This window comes from Pseudomonas sp. B3G-3 (assembly GCF_028640915.1).
Taxonomy (GTDB): Bacteria; Pseudomonadota; Gammaproteobacteria; order Pseudomonadales; family Pseudomonadaceae; genus Aquipseudomonas; species Aquipseudomonas chlororaphis_I.
Map to the genome: position 1 here is coordinate 150,501 of NZ_JAQZAB010000110.1, position 20,054 is coordinate 170,554.

A 20,054-nucleotide genomic window follows, 5' to 3' on the forward strand; every position below is an offset into this window, starting at 1 on the left:
ATGCTCACCATCGGTCAAATGGCTCGCTGCCATGGCCTCACCACCAAGACCTTGCGCCACTACGACAGCATCGGTCTGTTCACTCCGGCACTGACCGGGCAGGACAACGGCTATCGCTATTACAAGCCGGAGCAGATTGGCATCCTCGGGCGCATTGTCTGGTTGCGGCAGTTGGGCATGGGGCTGGAGGAGATTCGCGGGTTAGCGGACAGCGGTGCGCTGCACAGTGTCTTGAGTTTGCGCCAGGCGTTGCAGGCCCATGCCGGTGAGCTGGAAACGCAGATCGCCCGCAGCCAGAACGTGCTCGGCCAGTTGCAGCGTTATCTGGCGCAGCCCGAGCGCAGCCTGCCGGCGCCGCAGACGCCGGTGCGGGTGACGCTGGCGGCGCAGCGCATCATCGGCATGGCCTGGCAGCAGGATGACCAGGGCTCGATTGCCGAGTTGTGGCAGCGTTTCGAACCACGGGAGCAGGAGATCCAGCGCCTGGCCGAACCGGTCGGCACTTACGGTATTTGCCAGCCCTTGAGCGAAGGCCAGTGGCGTTACGTCGCCGGGCTGCCGGTCAGCGCCGAGGCGCCCTTGGTCGAGGGCATGGTGGAACTGGAAATCCCCGCCCGCCAGTACGCCCGGGTCGAGCACCGGGGCACGGTGCAGACCCTGCCGGAAACCTTCCGCGCCGCCTACAGCGAATGGCTGCCGGCCGCAGGGATGCGGGCCGATGAGGGGGTGGAATTCGAATATACCGGGGAGCGTTTTTTCGGGCCGATGCACCCGGACAGCGTGGTCGAACTCTATATCCCGCTGAAAAGCTGATGCCCCGATCGGACAAGCAGCCGACCAGATGACAGGTCTCTGTCAGCAAAAGGACTCATGATCCCGCTATGCTCTGTAGCTAATCCACAGCAACAGAGCGAAGGTCCGATGAGTTTCCAGGCGCCAGTGTTGAAACAGATACCAGGCATCCGTCACGAGTTTTCTCGGATCGGGGCACCACTGCCTGCCAACCTGTTCTTCTGCTCCCAGGCCCACACCGGCGAGGTGGTCGAGGCCAGCACCACGCTGCCGAGCGGCATCATCCGCGGCGATGCGGTGTTCACCCGCACCGGCCGGCCTATAGCGGTGATGACAGCCGACTGCCTGCCGCTGCTGATCAGCAGTGAAGACGCCTCGTGGGTCGCCGCGGTCCATGCCGGCTGGAAAGGTCTGCACGGCGGCATCATCGACAACGTGCTGCAACACTTCGCCGCCAAGGGCATCGCTGCCCCTCAGTTGCGCGTAGCGTTCGGCCCCTCGATCAAGCCTTGCTGCTACGAAGTCAGCCCGGAGTTCATCGACACCCTGTCGGCCACCCAGGGCCACCTGTGGCCAGAGGAGCAGGCACCCTGGAGCCACGAACGCCCCACGCCACAGCTACCGCCAGAAATTGCCCCGCCACCACCGACCCGGCCGGACTCGCTGTGGTTCGACCTGAGCGGCTATGCGCTGCACCTGTTGCGCGCGGCGGGTATCAGCGATGAACAGATCGAACACTGCGAGCACTGCACCTACTGTTCCAGCGCGACCCTGGCCAGCTATCGCCGCCGCGGCCACCGGGGAGAGGAAAAATCCTTTCAGTATTCCTGGATAGGGCGGGCCTGAGCCCGGCACCTCAAACGCTCACATACACCCACGCCTCGATCCCGGACTGCAGCACCACGCTCACGCGCTTGTAGTCCGCCACCTCGTAGCTGTCCGCCGCGGCCAGTTCCTGAGCGGTGATGCGAAACACCGTCCCCGGGATAGGCGCGCTGGCTGCGCTGCCCGGGCGCAGGATCGGGTGATGGGTCTTGCCGCTGGTGGCCAGTACCTCGGGGTCGGTGATCTCTACCCAAGCCTGTTCATAACCCGGCAGCGCGTCCGCGCTCCCCTGCAGTTCGCGACCGAAATTGGCCAGTTGCACGGCCTTGTCCTGCAAGGTGCCGTAGGAAAACAGATACTGCGACGCTTCAGTGGCAACGCTCATTTTTCCCTCCAGAAGTCAGCGGCTGATTTTTAACGCCTGGCGCGCCGCATGGCGCTCCAGCGCCAGCTCGATCAAGCGGCTGACCAGTTCGCTGTAGGTCATGCCCGCCGCCTGCCACAGCTTCGGATACATGCTGATGCGGGTGAAACCGGGCAGCGAATTGATCTCGTTGATCAGCACTTCGCCACCCTGGGTCAGGAATACATCGACCCGCGCCAGCCCCGAGCAGCCCAGCACCTGGAATGCCTCGACGGCCAGGGCGCGAATGCGTTCGCTGACCTCTTCGCTGAGGTCCGCCGGCACCACCACCTGGGCCGCCTGGTCGTCGATGTATTTGCTGTCGTAGGAATAAAAACCGCTGCCAACGACGATTTCCCCGCAACCGCTGGCGATCGGCTGGTCGTTGCCCAGCACCGCGCATTCGATCTCGCGCCCACTGACCGCCGACTCCACCAGGACCTTTTCATCGAAGCCCAGCGCCAGCTCGATGGCGGCGTGGTATTGCGCCTCGCTGGTGACCTTGCTCACGCCCACGGACGAGCCCTGGTTCGCCGGTTTGACGAACATCGGCAGGCCCAGCTTGCTTTGCGCCTGGGCAAAGTCGGTGCGCGCCGCGGTGGCTCGGTTCAGGGTGATAAAGGGCGTCACCGCCAGGCCGGCATCGCGCAGCAGGCGCTTGCTGATGTCCTTGTCCATGCACACCGCCGAACCCAGCACGTCAGAGCCCACGAACGGCAGGTCGGCCATGCGCAGCAGGCCTTGCAGGCAGCCGTCTTCGCCGAGGGTGCCGTGGACGATGGGGAAAATCACATCGACGTGGCCCAGCAGTTCCTGGTTGGAAGTTTCCAGCAGTTGCTGGCTGGCCTTGCCCGGCACCACCGCCAGTTCGCGGTTGGACTGGTTGAGGGCGATCAGCGCCGGGTTTTCCTGGTTGATCAGGAAGTTCGAGGTGTCGTTGAGGTGCCAGTGGCCGTTCTTGTCGATGCCGATCAGCACCGGTTCGAAGCGCTCGCGATCCAGCGCATCGACGATGTTGCGCGCCGATTGCAGCGACACTTCGTGTTCGGCCGAACGGCCACCAAAAATAATCCCGACCCGCAGCTTGCTCATGGTTTGTTCCCGTTAAAAAGTGGTTCAGCGCTTGTATCGGACCGCTCAAGCCGACTGATGTCGCAGGTGAATCACAGCCACCCGCTGATTCTGTTTGTTCCGGCGCTCTTCGATGGCGAACGGCACGAACCCGAGCTTCGGATACAGCAGCAGGCCCGCCACGTTGTCATTGAAGCAGGACAGGGTCACCTGTGCGGCCTGGTGTTTGTCCCGGGCGATGCGCAGCATCTCGCCGATCAACTGCCCGGCGACGCCCGCGCCGCGGGCCTCGGGATCGACGATGAGATTGCCGAGGGTGCAGGTGCCGTGGGTTTCCCACCGGTAGAAGTTGGCGAAACCCAGTACCTGGCCGTCTCGCTCGATCACTGTCGAATCGCAGCGTTGGGCAATGGAGTCGCGCAGTTGCTCATGAGTCAGCGGCCAGCTGGCCGCCGGGAAAAAGAAAAACAGCTCCTCGGGATTACCGGCAAAACCGCAGATCCGTGGAATATCCCGATCCTGCACGGGGCGAAAAGTGAAGCTCATGTCCTGTCTCCTGACCCTGAAAATCCATGGCGTGCGCCCGGCCCCGGTTTCAGCGATTGGCCACCAGATGGGCGCCGAACAGCAGGTAGCAACTGCCGGCAAAGCGGTCCAGCCATTTGCGCGAACGACTATAGACGGCAGCCATGCGGTTGCTGGCGAAGAACAGCGCGACGCAGCAGTACCAGGTGAACGACAACGAGGCCATGGTGAGCACGGCCAGGGCCAGCAGCAACGGCGGCGGTGACGCCGGCATCGAGGTGGCGAAGATGGTGGCGACGAACAGCGCCGACTTGGGGTTGGTCATGTTGCCGAGAAAGCCCAGGCGATAGGCCGAGAACAGGCTGCGGCCCGACTCACCAGGCAAGCCGTTGCCCGCCCCGGTCGGCGCCGGCTTGCGCCTGAACTGCTTCAGGCCCAGGTAGATCAGGTAGCAGCCACCGGCGATCTTGAAGGCCAGGTACAGGGCCGGGGCGGCGCTGAACAGCGACTTGATCCCCAGGCCGCCGGCCAGCCCCCAGAGCACCGTGCCGGTGGCGACGCCCAGCGCGGCGATCATGCCATGGCGACGCGAACAGCTGGCGGCCAATTGCGCCGTGGTAAAGAAGTTCGGCCCCGGCGTGACCACGGCCACGGTCCAGAGCAGCGCCAGCGACAGCAGCGGGCCGGCATACAGCAAATGTTCGAGCGCCATGACACAGACCGCCTTTATCGCGTTAAGGGAGGCCGACGCTACTCCACCTCGGGCTCATGGATCAACAGGTCGCCCGGCTGACACTCCAGGTATTGGCAGATCGCGTCCAGGGTCGCGAGCCGCAGGCCCTTGACCTTGCCCTGCTTGAGCAGGGACAGGTTGGCCTCGGTGATGCCGATCGCCGCCGCGAGGTCCTTGGATTTGACCTTGCGTCGGGCCAGCATCACGTCCAGTTGAATGACAATTGACATACTGATCTCACACGAAGGCGCGGTTTTCCGAATCCACTTCACTGGCCTGCCAGAGGATACGCGCGATGATGGAAATACACGCAGCCAAAAACAGCGCGACAAAGGTCGGGGCGGTGATGCTGAGACTGATCAGGCGCTCGCCCACCGGCGCGTTCAGGGTGACCCAGATGCTGAGCAGCGGCTCGCAGAGAAAGTCCAGCAACACCCACAACGCCACGCCCCGCCCGACCTTGCCCAAATGCACCGCCGCCGCGCTGGAAAAGTACTCGCCGCGGGCATAGCTCTGGAACAACTGGCGCAGATGGCTCAAGCCAAAGGCCAGCGCCAGCAGGGGGATGCTCGACAGCAGAATGCCGCCCAGGGTTTGCCACCAGGGAAAGACAGCACCGGCAGCCAGATGGCTCGACAGGCTATTGCTCAGGCCAAAACCGAACCCGTAGCCACTTTCCGCGCTCAACTGCGGAAACAGCCACAGCGCCGCGTTGAGCAGCAACATGGCAATGATCAATAACAGGGTGACAGCCGACATGCGCTGGCTGAACCGGGCAAGACCTTGGGACGTCATGGGAAGGCTCCAGAGGAAGGAATGTGGGAGAAACCATAAAGAATTAATTATCGTAAAACAATAATTAATTTCTGCTTTTCGATCATTTAATTCATAAGCCCAGCAATACCCCCGGGGCTATGCTGAAAGTAATGGAGGCCATTGGAGAACGCTCATGAACGGTTTCCTGGTGATTTTCTTCACCCAGCAAAATCGCCGCTATCACGGCAAGATGGTCGGTGACTGGCTCGTCGACCTGGCCAACGAGCTGGGCCTGCGCGGCGCGACCATGAGCACCGCCATCGAAGGTTTCGGCCACACCGGCCGGCTGCACTCCGCACACTTTTTCGAACTCGCCGACCAACCCATCGAGGTCCGCCTGGCACTCACCGAAGAGGAGTCAGCCCGGCTGTTCGAACGCCTGGAGGACGAGGACATTGCGCTGTTCTACATCAAGACGCCGATCGAGTTCGGCACCCTTGGCAAAGAGGCCAAGAAAGCGGACGCGGGCGGATGACGCGCTGAAGACAGTCGCACGCGCCTGGGTTACCGTACGGGCCTGACGTTGTGTCGAGGACAGCTCCATGGGCAAGCCCGCCCCCCGTAAAGACTGGGTCCACCGCGCGCCTCCCACCCGGGGGCTGGAGCGTATCGAGGCGTTTTTCGCCGGTCATGGCTACGACCTGCACCGCCACGACACCTACGCCATCGGCCGCACGCTGTCGGGGGTGCAGAGCTTCCAGTACCGCGGCGGCTGGCGCCACAACCTGCCGGGCGGGACCATGGTCCTGCATCCGGATGAAGTCCACGACGGCGAAGCCGGCACCCAGGACGGCTTCCATTACCGCATGCTTTATATCGAGCCGGCGCTGATCCAGCAGATCCTCGGCGGCCAGCCGCTGCCCTTCATCAAGAACGGCCTGTCCACCGACCCACGCTTGTTCGCCGCCACCGACACCTTGCTGCGCAGCATGGAAAGCCCGCTGGACCCGCTGGAACAGGAAGACGCGCTGTTCGACCTGGCCCATGCGCTGAATGCCGTTTCCGGAGTTTCCCGGCCGGCGCAGCGCTTTGACTATCAGGCCGCGGAGCGCGCGCGGGAATACATGCACAGCGCCCTGGACCAGAACATCACCCTCGACGAACTGGCCACCCACAGCGGTCGCGACCGCTGGAGCCTGTCGCGGGACTTTCGCCTGCTGTTCGGCACCAGCCCCTATCGCTACCTGACCATGCGCCGCCTGGACCTGGTCAGGGCCCTGCTGCTGCAAGGCCAGTCGCTGGTCAGCGCGGCGCTGCTGGCCGGCTTCACCGACCAGAGCCACATGACCCGGCAATTCAGCAAGACCTACGGCCTGCCGCCGGCCCGCTGGCTGAAAATGCACGGCCGCTGAACGCCGCCCGGCACGCACAATCGTACAAGAACCGCAGCACCGCGCTGATTACCGTAGAGGCCCGATCACCTCTTTACGGAGCCGCACCATGAACCCGGCCAGCACCACGCCCATCCCCTACCAGAGCCTGAACTTCGCCTACAAACTCAGCCTGTTCGACGATCACTGGCAAGCCCGTGTCATCGCCGAAATGAACGACTACCAGTTCAAGCTGGTGAAGCTGCAAGGGGACTTCATCTGGCACGACCACCCGCACACCGACGAGACCTTTATCGTCCTCGAAGGCCAGTTGCGCATCGACTTTGCCGACGGCCAGGTGACGATCAACCAGGGCGAGATGTTTGTCGTGCCCAAGGGCATGAAGCACAAGCCGTACGCCGAGCAGGAGGTCAAGTTGCTGCTGATCGAACCCAAGGGCGTGCGCAACACCGGCGAAGAAGGCGGCGAACGCACGGCGGCCAATGATGTGTGGATCTGAGTTGCCCCGGGGTTGAGCCTCTGTAGCCGCTGCCGAGCGAAGCGAGGCAGCGATCGGCAGCGCAGCGGCCGTAAAGGCGGACAATACGTTCCTCAAGGCAAACCGCATGCGCAGGTTTGGCGAGGACTGCGTCCTCGTTCGCAGCCTCGCGGTGCTCGGCAGCGGCTACAGGTACACCGTCATCTGCTGCCCCTCAGCCGCGCTCGGCAGTTGCCGCCAGGCCCTCGGAGCCAGACGCCGGCACCCGCAAACGCAAGGCCAGCAACGCCCCCAGCAGGGCGAGCAAGGCGCTGGCGCCCACCGCCTGTTCGATGCCGGCCGCCTGCGAGCCACCCAGCCCGGCATTGGCCAGGGACACCAGCAGCGCCAGCCCCAGCGCCCCGCCGATCTGCTGGCTGGTGGAGGCCATGCCCGCCGCCACGCCCTGCTCGCCCGACGCAATGCCCTGGCCGGCCGAGACCCACATGGCGGTCCAAGTCATGCCCTGGCCAATGCTCAGCACCACGATGCCCGGCATCAGGCACCAGAACCCCGCCCCGTCGGGCAGCGCCACATACACCCCGCCGATACCCAGCGCCCCCAGGAGCAGACCGCTGACCAGGGTCGCCCGCAGCCCGAAGCGCAGCAACGAACGTTCGGCCAGCCAGATGCCCACGGTGCACAGCAGCGTCGCCGGCAAAAACGCCACGCCGCTTTGCAGCACGCTGTAGCCGTAGACCTGCTGGAAGTACAACGCGAGGAAGTAGTACTGCACGCCGAAGCTGCTCATGAACAAAGCCGTGAGAAACATCGCCAGGCGCAGCTCGCGATGGGCCAGCAGGCGCAACGGCATCAGCGGGTCATGGCCGCGCTGTTCGATCCAGGCGAACACGCCGAGCAGGAGCAGCGCCAGCGCGCCACAGCCCAGGGTCGCCGGTGCGCTCCAGCCCCATTCCGGGCCCTGGACAATGGCGAACACCAGCAGCGTGCCGCCCACCGTCACGGTCAAGGCGCCGCTGAGGTCGAAACGCCGGCCACGCTCGCGCTCGCCATCGGCCGGAATCCAGCGCCGGGCCAACAGGGCACAGGCGCCAGCCAAGGGTACGTTGACCAGAAACACCGCCTCCCAGCCCCACCATTGGGTCAGCACGCCCCCCAGCAACGCGCCCAGGGCCAGGCCCGCCGCCGAGGCCGCGCTCCACACCGCGAACGCCCGGTTGCGCGCCGGCCCTTCGGGGTAATGGCTGTTGATCAACGCCAGCGTCGCCGGGAACAGCATCGCCCCGCCGACACCCTGCACCGCCCGCGCCAGCACCAGCAGCAGCGCGCTGCCACCCAGGCCGCCGGCCAGCGAAGCCATGGCGTACAGGCTTTGCCCGACGATGTAGAAACGGCGCTTGCCCAGCAGGTCGGCCGCCCGGCCGCCCAGCAGCAGAAAGCCGCCGAAGGCCACGCTGTAGGCGCTGACCACCCATTGCAGTTGTTGTGCGGAAAAACCCAGGTGGCTGCCGATCTCCGGCAAGGCGACAAAGACGATGGTCGCGTCCAGGGCAATGATCAGCTGCGCGCTGGCCAGCAGGAGCAGCATCCAGCCGGATGGCCTGGCTGAAGAGGTGGCGGGCATCGTGTCGAGTCCTTGCGTGAATAAAGGGCCCTCAGTTTCTTTGATGCCGATTAGATGATAAATACCGTCACTGCTCTTTCAGTGATGACTTTAATCATGGATCTGAACGCCGTTCGTTTGCTGGTCCGGGTCGCCGAGACCCGCAGCTTCACCCGTGCCGCCGGCGATCTGCGGCTGACCCAGTCCGGCCTGTCGCGGGCCATTTCGCGCCTGGAGCAGCAACTGGGCGTGCGCCTGCTGCAACGCAACACCCGCAGCGTCAGCCTGACCCCGGATGGCCAGTTGCTGGTGGAGCGCGCCACACCGCTGCTGGCCGAACTGGCGCAGACCGAACGCCTGCTGCTGGACCGCCGCGACTCGCCCACCGGGCTGCTGAAGATCAGCACGCCGTCGCTGTTCGGGCGCAAGGTGGTGATGCCGCTGATCGGCCGCCTGACCGAGCAATACCCGGACCTGAGCATCGAGGCGGTGATGACCGATCGCCTGGTGGACATCGTCGACGAAGGCTTCGACGCCATCCTGCGCACCGGCGAGATCCAGGACCAGCGCCTGATCGCCCGGCCCCTGGCGCCGTTGCGTTGGGTCACAGTGGCGTCCCCGGCCTACCTGGCGCGCCATGGCACACCGCAGACAGTGGAGGCGTTGCAACAGCACAACTGCCTGACCGTGCGTAACCTGCGCAGCGGGCGCCTGGTGGACTGGCAGTTCATGCTCGACGGCAAGGTGCGCGATGTCAGCGTGCCCAGCCGGCTGATCTTCGATATCGGCGACGCGCTGGTGGACGGGGTGCTGGGAGGTTTCGGCATCGCCCAACTGATGAACTTCGCCGTCGAGGACGCCCTCGCCGATGGCCGCCTGGTGCCAATCCTGCAGGCCTTTTCCGGACGCAGCCGGGCGCTGTCGCTGGTCTACCCGCCGTCGCGCCAGTACTCGCCCAAACTCAAGGTCTTCGCCGACGCCCTGAACACCGTCAGCTGGTAAGCAGCCGCCGTAGCCGCTGCCGAGCACCGCGAGGCTGCGATCGACTGCACAGCAGGCGCCACCCTTGAGTCCGCAAGAGGTCCTGCGAACCTGTCGCAGCCTGCGGCAGCGGCTACATCGATCATGTGCCCCTGTAGCCGCTGCCGAGCACCGCGAGGCTGCGATCGACTGCGCAGCAGGCGCCGCCCTTGAGTCCGCAAGAGGTCCTTCGGACCTGTCGCAGCCTGCGGCAGCGGCTACATCGATCGTGTGCTCCTGTAGCCGCTGCCGAGCACCGCGAGGCTGCGATCGACTGCGCAGCAGGCGCCGCCCTTGAGTTCGCAAGAGGTCCTTCGGACCTGTCGCAGCCTCGCTTCGCTCGGCAGCGGCTACAGGGCTACAGGGTTACGACATTTCTTGAGGGGATGGCAGGGTCTTGCCATCCAGCGAGTCGCCAATCGTCAGGAAATGCCCGCCCGCCACATGATGCAAGGTGCGCAAGGCATCGTGCCCGGTGAAATGCCAGCGGCCCTCGCTGAACACCCGGTCATCGGCCTGGGCGGCGATGACTTCGGCGAGGAACAGGTCGTAGCGTTCATGGTTGTCCGGCTCCGACAGCAGCCGGCATTCGAGCCAGGCCACGCAGCCATCGAGCAACGGCGCGTCGACCTGCTCGCCGGCGAAGGTCGGCAGGCCATACCGCTCGAACTTGTCGCGGCCCTGGTCGCGGGTCAGCTCCAGGCCCGAGGTGGAACCCACGGTCTGCACGATATCGACCTGGGCGGCGCACGGCACGTTGAGTACGAAGGTGCCGGCGGCTTCCAGCAGCTGGCGGGTCCAGGTGGACTTGTCGAGCACCACCGCGACTTTCGGCGGATCGAAATCCAGCGGCATGGCCCAGGCCGCGGCCATGATGTTGCGCTGGCCGCCATGGGTGGCGCTGACCAGCACGGTCGGCCCGTGGTTGAGCAGGCGATAGGCCTTGGCCAGGGAAACCGGGCGACGATGGGATGCGCTCATGGGTAAGGCTCCGGGGAAAAAGAGTCGATTGTAGCGACATCCCGGTGCTGGGCAGCAGCCGGGATTGGGCATTTTTCCTGGACAATCCATCCAGATTGACCGGGCTTATCCCTGACTCGCGGCTGCTTAGACTGGGCCTTCACCTCACAGGCTGAAGGAGCTTTCCCATGGCAGACCACTCTCTGAAAAACAAGGTCGCATTGATCGCCGGTGGCGCGAAGAACCTGGGCGGCCTGATCGCCCGGGACCTGGCCGCCCACGGCGTGCAGGCCATCGCCGTGCATTACAACAGCAGCGCCAGCCAGGCCGACGCCGAGCAGACCGTGGCGGCGATCAAGAACCTGGGCGTCGACGCCCATGCCTGGCAGGCCGACCTGACCACCGCCGCGGCCGTGGAGCGACTCTTCAGCGACGCCAAGGCCCGTTTCGGCAAGATCGACATCGCCATCAACACCGTGGGCAAGGTCCTGAAAAAGCCCATAGTCGAGATCAGCGAGGCCGAGTACGACGACATGTTCGCGGTCAACGCCAAGAGCGCGTTCTTCTTTATCAAGGAAGCCGGCAAACAGCTGGAGGACCACGGCAAGCTGGTGACGCTGGTGACCTCGCTGCTCGGCGCCTACACGCCGTTCTATGCCGCCTACGGCGGGGCCAAGGCCCCGGTGGAACACTTCACCCGCGCCGCCTCCAAGGAGTTCGGCACCCGCGGTATCTCGGTGACCGCCGTGGGCCCGGGACCGATGGACACACCGTTCTTCTACCCGGCCGAAGGCGCGGATGCCGTGGCTTACCACAAGACCGCCGCGGCGCTGTCCGGCTTCAGCAAGACCGGCCTGACCGACATCGAGGACGTGGTGCCCTTCATCCGTCATCTGGTCACCGACGGCTGGTGGATCACCGGCCAGACCCTGCTGATCAACGGCGGCTACACCACCAAGTGAGGCCCGGCCTTCTGATCGACGGTTGTCATCGACCCGAGTAATCCGCCAAGGGGCGAGGTAGATTGGCGTCTGGAAAAGATCGCCATCAGGTGCGAGATGATTCCGTAGGAGCGAGGCTTGCCCGCGATCAAGGTCTGTCTGATACAACGCTATCGCGGGCAAGCCTCGCTCCTACGAAAAACACGCACCGCACGCTTCGGACCCCGCCCCATCCATGGATAAGCTCGAGCAATACCGTGTGTTCATCCAGGTCGCCGACATGGGCAGTTTCATCAAGGCCGCGCATGCCCTGGAACTGCCCCGCGCCACCGTCTCGGCAGCGGTGCAGCAACTGGAAACCGCCCTCGCCACGCGCCTGTTGCACCGCACCACGCGCCAGGTGCAACTGACCGCCGACGGCGCGGTCCTGCTGGAGCGCGCGCGCCTGTTGCTGAGCGATGCGGTGGAACTCGAGCAGCTGTTTCACACCCGTCGGCTGGACGTTTATGGCCGCCTCAATGTCGACGTACCCAGCCGGATCGCCCGGCGCCTGATCGCCCCCGCCCTGCCCGAGCTTTTCGCCAGCTACCCCAGCCTGAAACTGGCGCTGGGCTCCACCGACCGTTCCATCGACCTGGTGCAGGAGGGTGTGGATTGCGCGATCCGCGTCGGTACCCTGCGCGACAGCAGCCTGATCGTCCGGCGCCTGGGCCACCTGGCCCTGATCAATTGCGCCAGCCCCGCCTACCTGGCGGAGCACGGCCAGCCGCGAACCCCGGGCGACCTGGCCGATGGTCACTGGATGGTCGGCTACGGCTCCCCCAGCACGGGCCGCGAACAGCCCTGGGAATACCTGGCCGACGGTCACGAGCTGGAACTGAACCTGCCCAGCCGGGTGATCGTCAACAACGCCGAAAACTACATCGCCTGCTGCCGGGCCGGGCTGGGGCTGATCCAGATCCCGCGCTTCGACGTGCAGTACCTGCTCGACAGCGGCGAACTGGTGGAAGTCCTGCCCGGTTTTCGTCCCGCGTCCATGGCGATCTCCGCGCTCTACCCCAATCGCAACCATCGCTCGCGCCGGCTGAACGCCTTTATCGAATGGTTCGAAACCCTGGTCGCCCCCCACCTCGAAAACGACCGGCAGGGCTGACAACCGCCCCGCCCGGTCATGACGCCCACGCCGGCCGAGGCAGCCTGGACATCAGCTGGACAATTGGTTGGCGAACTGGCCGACGGCGCTCACCACTTTCTGCGCGCCGTCCTGGATCTCGACGATCACCGTACCGGCTTCGGCGGCCAGGGCCAGGCCCTGCTCGGCCTGGGTCTTGCCGTCGGCCATCAGCACCACTGCGTTGCGGGCCATGTCCTGGTTGCGCCGGACCACGCCGACGATTTCGTCGGTGGCCTTGCTGGTCCGCGAGGCCAGTTGCCGGACCTCGTCGGCCACCACCGCGAAGCCGCGCCCCTGGTCACCGGCGCGGGCCGCTTCGATGGCCGCGTTGAGCGCCAGCAGGTTGGTCTGCTCGGCAATGTCGCTGATGGTCTTGACGATGCTGCCGATCACCCGCGACTGCTCGTTCAGCGCCTCGATGCCGTCACTGGCCTGCTGCATGTGCGTGGCCAGGTCGCGCATCACCTCCACCGCCTCGGTCACCACCGAGGAACCGCGCTGGGCGCTGCTGTCGGTCTGCTGCGAGATGGTGTAGGCGATTTCCGCGGCCTCGGCGACGGACTGCTCCTGCTTGACCTGCTCGGTGATCACCGTGGCGAATTTCACCACCTTGTAGAGCTTGCCGTTGGCATCGACCACCGGGTTGTACGAGGCATCGAGCCAGACCACGCGGCCGTGGCTGTCGATGCGTTTGAAGCGGTCGGCGACGTATTCGCCGGCGTTCAGCCGCGCCCAGAATGTCTGATAACCCGGACTGTTGTACTCCTGCGACTCGCAGAACAGGCTGTGGTTCTGGCCCAGGATCTGTTCGAGGCTGTAGCCCATGCAGCTGAGGAACCGCTCGTTGGCGGTCAGTACCCGGCCCTTGAGGTCGAACTCGATCACCGCGGTCGAACGCAGCAGCGCCGCGATCAGGTTGCCGTGCTCGCAGGTGGTTTCCACGGTCTCGGTCAGGTCATTGGCGATCAGGGAAAAGGACCTGAGTTGCCGCTCGGTGTTGAAGATCGGCTGCAGGATCACCCTCAGCCAGGCGTCATGGCCGTCGCCGCGACGCAGGCGCAGGGTGTCGTCGAAAGGCTCGCTGCAAGCGAGCGCGGTCATGAAACGCCTGTGTGCTTCTTCGGGCCGGGCATCGTCCGGCAACAGCTTGTCGATGGGCGAGCCCAGCAGCGCCTCGGAGGAATACTGCATGCACTGGGTGAAGTTGCGGTTCACCACCAGGACCCGGCGCTGCGCATCGAGTTCGATGCTGAGCAGGGTGCGCTCGAAACCTTCCTTGACCTGCTCAAGTGCACGAAACTCTTCGCCCAACGCGAGGAGCTTCTGATTCAAACGTTTATTGAACATGGATACACCGATAGCCCGTGATTGGAGACTGCTGGAGCCTCACCATCGGCGTTGGGGAAGTATTCTTGACGCGCTCAAGGCTCTTTAGGATTTGTCTCCCATAGAGACAGGAAACTTCCTAACGGCACACCGGCGCAAAGCGCACAGGCATCGGGGCAGATCGTGGCCACCGACCTAGCGGCCACTTGATCCCCGACGTCACGGCCTGGAACAGGCCTGACGCCGGATCAGGGACAAGACTCAGTTCGACAGCTGGCTGGCGAACTGGCCGACGGCATTCACCACCTTCTGCGCGCCGTCCTGGATCTCGACGATCACCGTGCCGGCTTCGGCGGCCAGGGCCAGGCCCTGCTCGGCCTGGGCCTTGCCATCGGTCATCAGGGCCACGGCCTCGCGCGCCATGTCCTGGTTCTGGCGCACCACGCCGACGATTTCGTCGGTGGCCTTGCTGGTGCGCGAGGCCAGTTGCCGGACCTCGTCGGCCACCACGGCAAAGCCGCGCCCCTGTTCACCGGCGCGCGCTGCTTCGATGGCCGCGTTTAGCGCCAGCAGGTTGGTCTGCTCGGCGATGCCGCTGATGGTCTTGACGATGCTGCCGATCACCAGCGACTGCTCGTTCAGCGCCTCGATGCCTTCGCCGGCCTGCTGCATGTGCTTGGCCAGGTCGCGCATCACGTTCACCGCCTCGGTCACCACGGTGGTGCCACGCTGGGCGCTGTTGTCGGTTTGCAGCGAGGTGCTGTAGGCGATGTTCGCCGCCTCGGCGACGGCCTGCTCCTGGTTCACCTGGTCGGTGATCACGGTGGCGAACTTCACCACCTTGTAGAGCCGGTTGTTGGCATCGACCACCGGGTTGTAGGAGGCCTCGAGCCAGACCACGCGACCGTAGCTGTCGATGCGCTTGAACCGCCCGGCGACGAACTCGCCGGCGTTCAGGCGCTTCCAGAACGCCTGGTACTCGGCGCTGTTGTATTCCTCGGGTTCGCAGAAGGTGCGGTGATGCTTGCCCTGGATTTGCGCCAGGTTGTAGCCCATGGCGTTGAGGAAACGCTCGTTGGCCGTCAGCACGTTGCCGTTGAGGTCGAACTCGATCACCGCCGTGGAACGGACCAGCGCGCCGATCAGGTTCTCGTGCTCGCGCGACGCTTCGATGGTGCGGGTCAGGTCGCTGGAGTAAATCGAAAAATGCTTGATCCGCCCCTGGGAATCGCGGACCGGCTGGGAGATCGAACGCAGCCAGGCTTCCTGGCCGTTGCCGCGCAGCAGGCGCACTGCGCCGGCAAAGTGTTCGCCACGGGTCAGCGTCGCCTTGAAACGGTGGTGGAACTCATCGGCCTTGACGTGGGCTGGCACGATGTCCTCGATGTGGCGGCCGACCAGTTCGCTGCCCCTGTAGAGCATTTCCTGGTTGAAGTTGTCGTTGGCCGACAGAATGCGTCCATCGGGATCGAGAATCAGCACCAGCATCTCGCTGTCGAGGCTGTCCTTCACTTGCTGGAGGCTCGAGAGTTCTTCGCGTAGAGCCGACAGCTCTTGCTTCAAGCTTTTGTTGAACATGGGATGCACCGATGGGCAGTAATAGTGGGCAGCATTGTCTCTAGCCATCGGCGCTCGGGTATTTTTCTGAAGACCCTATAAGACATATCCGACCAAAAAACTTTGAAACGCCTCAGGCCCCGGCCCTGCTGGGCTTTAACCCATGCTCAAAGGTTCGGAAGAGGGGCTATAGTCGTGCTCTGGAAAATCAACGGCAATCGACGGAGTGCAATCCATGGAGGCTTCACGCAAGGCCCTGTTCGACCAGGTGGCGGCCCGTCTGGGACACGCTTTCGACGGTGAAATGCGCATCGGCGGCAACTACGTGCCCGCGGTGCAGAACGGCGACGAGGTATACGTCAGCGGGCAGATCCCGCGCATCGACAACAGCGTAAGGGTGACCGGGAGGGTCGGTGGCGATGTGTCGCTGGAGGACGGCCGATATGCCGCACGTATTTGCACCATGCGCGCCCTGGCGATCCTCGCTCAGTTGCTGGGCGATCTGCAGCGGGTGAAAAAAGTCCTGCGGCTCAACGTCTATGTGCAAAGCGCCGCCGACTTCACCCAGCAGAGTGAAGTCGCCGACGCGGCCTCCGAAGTGCTCTATTCGATCTTTGCCGAGGCCGGGGTGCACACCCGCACGTCCCTCGGGGTCTATCAACTGCCGAAGAATGCCGCGGTGGAAATCGACATGATCGTCGCCCTCGAACCGCTTCCCGCGCCCCATGAGGACGTTGAGGATTAACTACCATTGGTGCGGCACTGGCCCATCACCTGATACTCAACGGTCTTGAGCTGCCCCGCCGAATCCTCATAAGTCATGCGTGACGGCACCGGATTGCAGGCCTTGGCCGGCGGCGTCACGTTGACCACCTTCTGGATGTCCAGGGGCATGCCGTAGCGATAGTTTTCCACCACCGGCGCCTCCTTGCCCTGCTTCGCCGCGTAGGCCGCCATGGCCTTCTCGTTCGCCTGCATGGCGCGGTCGAAGGTGCGGTCGCCGCCGCCCTCGGCCATGGCCAGGGACGAAATGGAAAGTACCAGCGCGGCGATACTCAATTTAAATAACTTCATGACTGCTTCCTCGTTTTGGTTAGTTGCAACGAGGATAACCAGACGACCCTGTCAGGAAGATCACGCGCACATTACTTATATGTAATAAAACCCAGACCACTTCTTACCCTTGAGCAAACCCCATATAAAACAAGGCCTCCAGCCAAAACAAAGAACAACTTACAACTTTTATCCTTGCAGAATTGTAATAAGCGGGTCACCTCCGCGTTATCTGTTGTTTGCAACTATCGATATTGACTCCAGCCGTTAACCAGACGGTTCGCGAGTACAACTAACAAGAACGCCCCAGGCGACATAACAGCTGATAGCTGCCCATATCCAGGAGCAAACAACATGCGCATTCAAACCCGCTGGTCCCTGTCCGTGTTTTCCGCGGTACTGGGGCTCGGCCCATTGGCCGTGAACGCGGCAGACGACCAGCCCGAAGGTTTTATCGAAGGCAGCAGCCTCAACGTGCTGGCCCGCAACTACTACTTCAATCGCGACGATCGCAAGGGCCAGTCCAGCCCCACCGGCAACGGTTATTCCGAAGCCTGGGCCCAGGGGCTGATCGGCAAGTTCGAATCCGGCTTCACCCAGGGCAGCGTCGGTTTCGGCCTCGATGCCTTTGCCATGTATGGCCTCAAGCTCGACTCCGGCACCGGCCGCAGCGGCGGACGCGGATCCTTCAACATGCTGCCGGTGGACAGCGACAACCACCCGGCCGACAACTACAGCAAGGTCGGCGGCGCGGCGAAAATGCGCCTGCTCGATACGGTGATCAAGGTCGGCGACGTCTTCCCGAAAACCCCGGTGGTGCACTACGGTGATTCGCGCCTGCTGCCGGAGAGCTTTCGCGGGGCTACCTTCGAGAACACCAGCATCGACGGCCTGAGTGTCCAGGGCGGACGGCTGCACAGCATGAGCCAGCCCGACAGCAGCAGCCTGCGCGACGGTTTCGCCACTTTCTATGCCGGCAAGGTCGACTCGCCCTGGGTCGCCTACTTCGGCGGCGACTACAGCCTGAACAAGCACCTCAGCGTCAGCCTCTACAGCAGCCGCCTGAAGGATGCCTGGGACCAGTACTACTTCGGCACCGCGGCCACCTGGCCGATCTCCGACGAGCTTTCGCTGTTTGCCGGGTTCAACTATTACAAGGCGGTGGACGAGGGCAAGAAGCTGCTCGGCGAGTTCAATAACAACATCTGGAGCGCCAAGGTCGGCGCTACCTACGGCGCCCACACCCTGTCGCTGTCGCATCAGCGCAACAACGGCGACGACGACTTCGATTACCTGCGCCAGTCGGACTCGATCTTCCTCGACAACTCGATCCAGTACAGCGACTTCAACTCGCCGAAGGAGCGTTCGTGGATGGTCCGCTACGACCTCGACATGCAGCCCCTGGGCATTCCCGGCCTGTCGTTCATGACCCGCTACGGCAAAGGCAGCGATGCCGACTACAGCAATGCCAACGCGGTCTACATGCGCCGCGACGCGGACGGCAATCCGCTGACCGACCAGCGTCGCTGGGAACGCGATATCGAAGCCAAGTACGTGGTGCAGGGTGGCACCCTCAAGGACCTGTCGCTGCGCATCCGCCAGGCCACCGTACGCTCCAGCAGCTTCGAGTCCGACCTGGAGGAATTCCGCCTGATCGTCGAGTACCCGCTGGCCATTCTTTAAACCTTTGCGCCGGGCGGGTGCGAGGCCCGCCCGACGTTAAAACTTCTTCACAGACGCCCATCTTTCAGAACTGTAATATCGCCCTCACCTTCTCGTCAGGTTGGCCTTCGTATACTTGCCCCCATGCCCGAGCCGACAGCGCTTCGCTAGCGGCCAGCCACTTGCGGGAGATCATGTCTTGAAGCCTGCCCACCTGACTCCGCCTGGCCAGCCCAGCACGCTCCCCAGCGATAACGGCAGCGAACGCGCCAGGCATGCCCTGGAACAATTCTGGCTCGGCCAGCAACAGTACAACGGCGAAAAGAACCACAACGACGCAACCAACACCGCCCCCCCCACAGAACCCCAGGGTCCCAGGCATGCACAGCCTCCCGCTGACGCCGGCCCACCCCGAGCACATTCATCTCTGAAGCGTTTTTTCGAATGCTCCTTTGGAAAGAGATGAATTTTTAGCGTCCCGCATGGGGCGCTTTTTTTTGCCCCGACTCCCCCTGTAGCCCGGTCACACAGTCGATGTAGCCGCTGCCGAAGGCTGCGATGGTCCGGGCCACGCTGGTCGCAGGACCTCCTGCGCGTCCAAGAGCAGCGCCCGCTTCGCGGTCGATCGCAGCCTCGCGGTGCTCGGCAGCGGCTACGGGGGGTAACCCGATAGTTCGGTGCACGCGATCGGTGTAGCCGCTGCCGAAGGCTGCGATAGGTCCGCAGGACCTCCTGCGCGTCCAAGAGCAGCGCCCGCTTCGCGGTCGATCGCAGCCTCGCGGTGCTCGGCAGCAGCTACAGGGGGTAACCCGATAGTTCGGTGCACGCAATCGGTGTAGCCCCTGCCGCAGGCTGCGATAGGTCCGCAGGACCTCCTGCGAGTTCAAGAGCAGCGCCCGCTTCGCGGTCGATCGCAGCCTCGCGGTGCTCGACAGCGGCTACAGGGGGTAACCCGATAGTTCGGTGCACGCAATCGGTGTAGCCGCTGCCGCAGGCTGCGATAGGTCCGCAGGACCTCCTGCGAGTTCAAGAGCAGCGCCCGCTGCGCGGTCGATCGCAGCCTCGCAGGCTCGGCAGCGGCTACAGGGGAATAGCCCCAATGGGCCCGGTCATGCAGCGGCGACATCAAAGCCAGATGGCATCCCAGAGGGGATAGTCGCCGGGACGTTGAACAAGCCCTGCTCGTACCGGGTTGAGAATGATGTAGCGGGCGATGGCCTTCAGGTCTTCTTCCTTGCGCAGAGCGCGATCGTGATACCCCTTCTGCCAAAGACGGCCCTGACTGCCGAGGTGTGAATTGATCCGCGTGCTGCTTCTGGATTTGAAACGGCACATCACCTCTCCCAGGGATCTGCCTCGCAGTTCAAATAACCAGTGAATGTGGTCAGGCATGACAACCCAGGCCAATGCACGTACATGATCGGCTTCGTGGACTTGCTTGAGCTGATCAACCACCAGGCGGCCAACGCGGAAGTCGCGAAACAAGGGGCGCCGTTGGTGAGTCACGACGGTAATCGAGTAGACACGGCCGACTTCCGATACCCGTCCTTTGAGTAGACGGTAGCCATTGGAGTGGACCAGCATTCCTTTGCTCTCCATTCAGGTCATCTATCTCAACCTAGCTGCTCATGCTTTTGCTTGCGGGAGCACTCTTTCAGCAGATGTTTCCAGATCCCTGTAGCCGCTGCCGAAGGCTGCGATAGGTCCGCAGGACCTCCTGCGCGCCCAAGAGCAGCGCCCGCTTCGCGGTCGATCGCAGCCTCGCGGTGCTCGGCAGCGGCTAC

General features: G+C 63.8%; 22 protein-coding genes and 2 pseudogenes. 10 read left to right on the forward strand and 14 right to left on the reverse strand.

The window, feature by feature from the left end:
- Together PVZ80_RS18610 and PVZ80_RS18615 are read left to right on the forward strand one after the other, a co-directional pair.
- On the forward strand, nucleotides 1-813 hold the full coding sequence (locus tag PVZ80_RS18610; protein WP_101283532.1) for a MerR family transcriptional regulator: 813 nt from the start codon (nucleotides 1-3) through the stop codon (nucleotides 811-813).
- A gap of 108 nt (nucleotides 814-921) precedes the next feature.
- Nucleotides 922-1,638 carry a polyphenol oxidase family protein gene (locus tag PVZ80_RS18615; RefSeq protein WP_009050833.1) on the forward strand — a complete coding sequence of 239 codons (717 nt, stop codon included), beginning with the start codon at nucleotides 922-924 and terminating at the stop codon, nucleotides 1,636-1,638.
- A gap of 10 nt (nucleotides 1,639-1,648) precedes the next feature.
- On the opposite strand, the gene PVZ80_RS18620 is transcribed toward PVZ80_RS18615, so the two are convergent.
- From PVZ80_RS18620 to PVZ80_RS18645, 6 genes are read right to left on the reverse strand one after another with little or no spacing between them, the layout of a single operon-like run.
- On the reverse strand, nucleotides 1,649-2,002 hold the full coding sequence (locus tag PVZ80_RS18620) for a gamma-glutamylcyclotransferase family protein (protein ID WP_016703616.1): 354 nt from the start codon (nucleotides 2,000-2,002) through the stop codon (nucleotides 1,649-1,651).
- Between the two features lie 15 nt (nucleotides 2,003-2,017).
- Nucleotides 2,018-3,112, reverse strand: coding sequence for a D-alanine--D-alanine ligase (ddlA, locus tag PVZ80_RS18625; protein ID WP_016703618.1), 1,095 nt, complete (start codon nucleotides 3,110-3,112; stop codon nucleotides 2,018-2,020).
- A gap of 45 nt (nucleotides 3,113-3,157) precedes the next feature.
- Entirely contained in the window at nucleotides 3,158-3,637 is a 480-nt protein-coding gene (locus PVZ80_RS18630) for a GNAT family N-acetyltransferase (protein WP_016703619.1), read from the reverse strand.
- Nucleotides 3,638-3,686: 49 nt separating this feature from the next.
- Nucleotides 3,687-4,328 (reverse strand): LysE family transporter, encoded by a 642-nt coding sequence (locus PVZ80_RS18635; protein WP_009050837.1) that lies wholly within the window; start codon nucleotides 4,326-4,328, stop codon nucleotides 3,687-3,689.
- A gap of 38 nt (nucleotides 4,329-4,366) precedes the next feature.
- Complete coding sequence (locus PVZ80_RS18640) at nucleotides 4,367-4,579, reverse strand: helix-turn-helix domain-containing protein (RefSeq protein WP_009050838.1); 213 nt, start codon at nucleotides 4,577-4,579, stop codon at nucleotides 4,367-4,369.
- A gap of 7 nt (nucleotides 4,580-4,586) precedes the next feature.
- A complete protein-coding gene (locus PVZ80_RS18645) occupies nucleotides 4,587-5,144 on the reverse strand; it encodes a DUF2975 domain-containing protein (RefSeq protein ID WP_009050839.1) in 558 nt (185 codons plus the stop codon).
- A gap of 154 nt (nucleotides 5,145-5,298) precedes the next feature.
- On the opposite strand from PVZ80_RS18645, the gene PVZ80_RS18650 reads away from it, so the two are divergent.
- The 3 genes from PVZ80_RS18650 (at nucleotide 5,299) to PVZ80_RS18660 (ending at nucleotide 6,995) form a co-directional block, all read left to right on the forward strand.
- Nucleotides 5,299-5,640, forward strand: a complete 342-nt coding sequence (locus PVZ80_RS18650; protein ID WP_009050840.1) for a DUF190 domain-containing protein — start codon at nucleotides 5,299-5,301, stop codon at nucleotides 5,638-5,640.
- A 67-nt stretch (nucleotides 5,641-5,707) separates the two neighbouring features.
- Nucleotides 5,708-6,517 carry an AraC family transcriptional regulator gene (locus PVZ80_RS18655; protein WP_009050841.1) on the forward strand — a complete coding sequence of 270 codons (810 nt, stop codon included), beginning with the start codon at nucleotides 5,708-5,710 and terminating at the stop codon, nucleotides 6,515-6,517.
- Between the two features lie 88 nt (nucleotides 6,518-6,605).
- Nucleotides 6,606-6,995: a cupin domain-containing protein gene (locus PVZ80_RS18660; protein ID WP_009050842.1), complete on the forward strand. Its 390-nt coding sequence runs from the start codon at nucleotides 6,606-6,608 to the stop codon at nucleotides 6,993-6,995.
- Between the two features lie 193 nt (nucleotides 6,996-7,188).
- Here PVZ80_RS18660 and PVZ80_RS18665 read toward each other — a convergent pair whose 3' ends face one another.
- On the reverse strand, nucleotides 7,189-8,598 hold the full coding sequence (locus tag PVZ80_RS18665) for an MFS transporter (RefSeq protein ID WP_273864348.1): 1,410 nt from the start codon (nucleotides 8,596-8,598) through the stop codon (nucleotides 7,189-7,191).
- Nucleotides 8,599-8,694: 96 nt separating this feature from the next.
- Here PVZ80_RS18665 and PVZ80_RS18670 point away from each other — a divergent pair, with 96 nt between their 5' ends.
- Nucleotides 8,695-9,579: a LysR family transcriptional regulator gene (locus PVZ80_RS18670; RefSeq protein WP_038635133.1), complete on the forward strand. Its 885-nt coding sequence runs from the start codon at nucleotides 8,695-8,697 to the stop codon at nucleotides 9,577-9,579.
- Nucleotides 9,580-9,963: 384 nt separating this feature from the next.
- Here PVZ80_RS18670 and PVZ80_RS18675 read toward each other — a convergent pair whose 3' ends face one another.
- Nucleotides 9,964-10,578 carry a flavin reductase family protein gene (locus PVZ80_RS18675; RefSeq protein ID WP_110175659.1) on the reverse strand — a complete coding sequence of 205 codons (615 nt, stop codon included), beginning with the start codon at nucleotides 10,576-10,578 and terminating at the stop codon, nucleotides 9,964-9,966.
- 167 nt (nucleotides 10,579-10,745) lie between these two features.
- Here PVZ80_RS18675 and PVZ80_RS18680 point away from each other — a divergent pair, with 167 nt between their 5' ends.
- Nucleotides 10,746-11,519, forward strand: coding sequence for an SDR family oxidoreductase (locus tag PVZ80_RS18680; protein ID WP_273864349.1), 774 nt, complete (start codon nucleotides 10,746-10,748; stop codon nucleotides 11,517-11,519).
- A 214-nt stretch (nucleotides 11,520-11,733) separates the two neighbouring features.
- Entirely contained in the window at nucleotides 11,734-12,651 is a 918-nt protein-coding gene (locus PVZ80_RS18685) for a LysR family transcriptional regulator (RefSeq protein ID WP_009050847.1), read from the forward strand.
- A 51-nt stretch (nucleotides 12,652-12,702) separates the two neighbouring features.
- Here PVZ80_RS18685 and PVZ80_RS34040 read toward each other — a convergent pair whose 3' ends face one another.
- The 4 genes and pseudogenes from PVZ80_RS34040 to PVZ80_RS34055 all read right to left on the reverse strand — a co-directional run.
- A complete protein-coding gene (locus PVZ80_RS34040; RefSeq protein ID WP_258258180.1) occupies nucleotides 12,703-13,263 on the reverse strand; it encodes a methyl-accepting chemotaxis protein in 561 nt (186 codons plus the stop codon).
- Nucleotides 13,246-14,019, reverse strand: a pseudogene (locus PVZ80_RS34045) (PAS domain-containing protein); the annotation flags it as partial. The pseudogene PVZ80_RS34045 and the gene PVZ80_RS34040, both read right to left, overlap by 18 nt.
- Nucleotides 14,020-14,259: 240 nt before the next feature.
- The gene (locus PVZ80_RS34050) at nucleotides 14,260-14,691 is read right to left on the reverse strand and encodes a methyl-accepting chemotaxis protein (protein ID WP_232788636.1); all 432 of its coding nucleotides are present in this window, start codon (nucleotides 14,689-14,691) and stop codon (nucleotides 14,260-14,262) included.
- Between the two features lie 108 nt (nucleotides 14,692-14,799).
- Nucleotides 14,800-15,624 (reverse strand): annotated as a pseudogene (locus tag PVZ80_RS34055) (PAS domain-containing protein); the annotation flags it as partial.
- 166 nt (nucleotides 15,625-15,790) lie between these two features.
- Between PVZ80_RS34055 and PVZ80_RS18700 the strand changes: the two are divergent.
- On the forward strand, nucleotides 15,791-16,300 hold the full coding sequence (locus tag PVZ80_RS18700; protein WP_016703631.1) for a RidA family protein: 510 nt from the start codon (nucleotides 15,791-15,793) through the stop codon (nucleotides 16,298-16,300).
- On the opposite strand, the gene PVZ80_RS18705 is transcribed toward PVZ80_RS18700, so the two are convergent.
- The gene (locus PVZ80_RS18705) at nucleotides 16,297-16,629 is read right to left on the reverse strand and encodes a DUF2790 domain-containing protein (protein ID WP_007928829.1); all 333 of its coding nucleotides are present in this window, start codon (nucleotides 16,627-16,629) and stop codon (nucleotides 16,297-16,299) included. The two genes, PVZ80_RS18700 and PVZ80_RS18705, sit on opposite strands and share 4 nt — an antisense overlap.
- 333 nt (nucleotides 16,630-16,962) lie before the next feature.
- On the opposite strand from PVZ80_RS18705, the gene PVZ80_RS18710 reads away from it, so the two are divergent.
- Nucleotides 16,963-18,291 (forward strand): OprD family porin, encoded by a 1,329-nt coding sequence (locus PVZ80_RS18710; RefSeq protein ID WP_016703633.1) that lies wholly within the window; start codon nucleotides 16,963-16,965, stop codon nucleotides 18,289-18,291.
- A gap of 1,104 nt (nucleotides 18,292-19,395) precedes the next feature.
- Here PVZ80_RS18710 and PVZ80_RS18715 read toward each other — a convergent pair.
- Nucleotides 19,396-19,854, reverse strand: a complete 459-nt coding sequence (locus PVZ80_RS18715) for an REP-associated tyrosine transposase (RefSeq protein ID WP_273864350.1) — start codon at nucleotides 19,852-19,854, stop codon at nucleotides 19,396-19,398.
- Nucleotides 19,855-20,054: the final 200 nt, after the last annotated feature.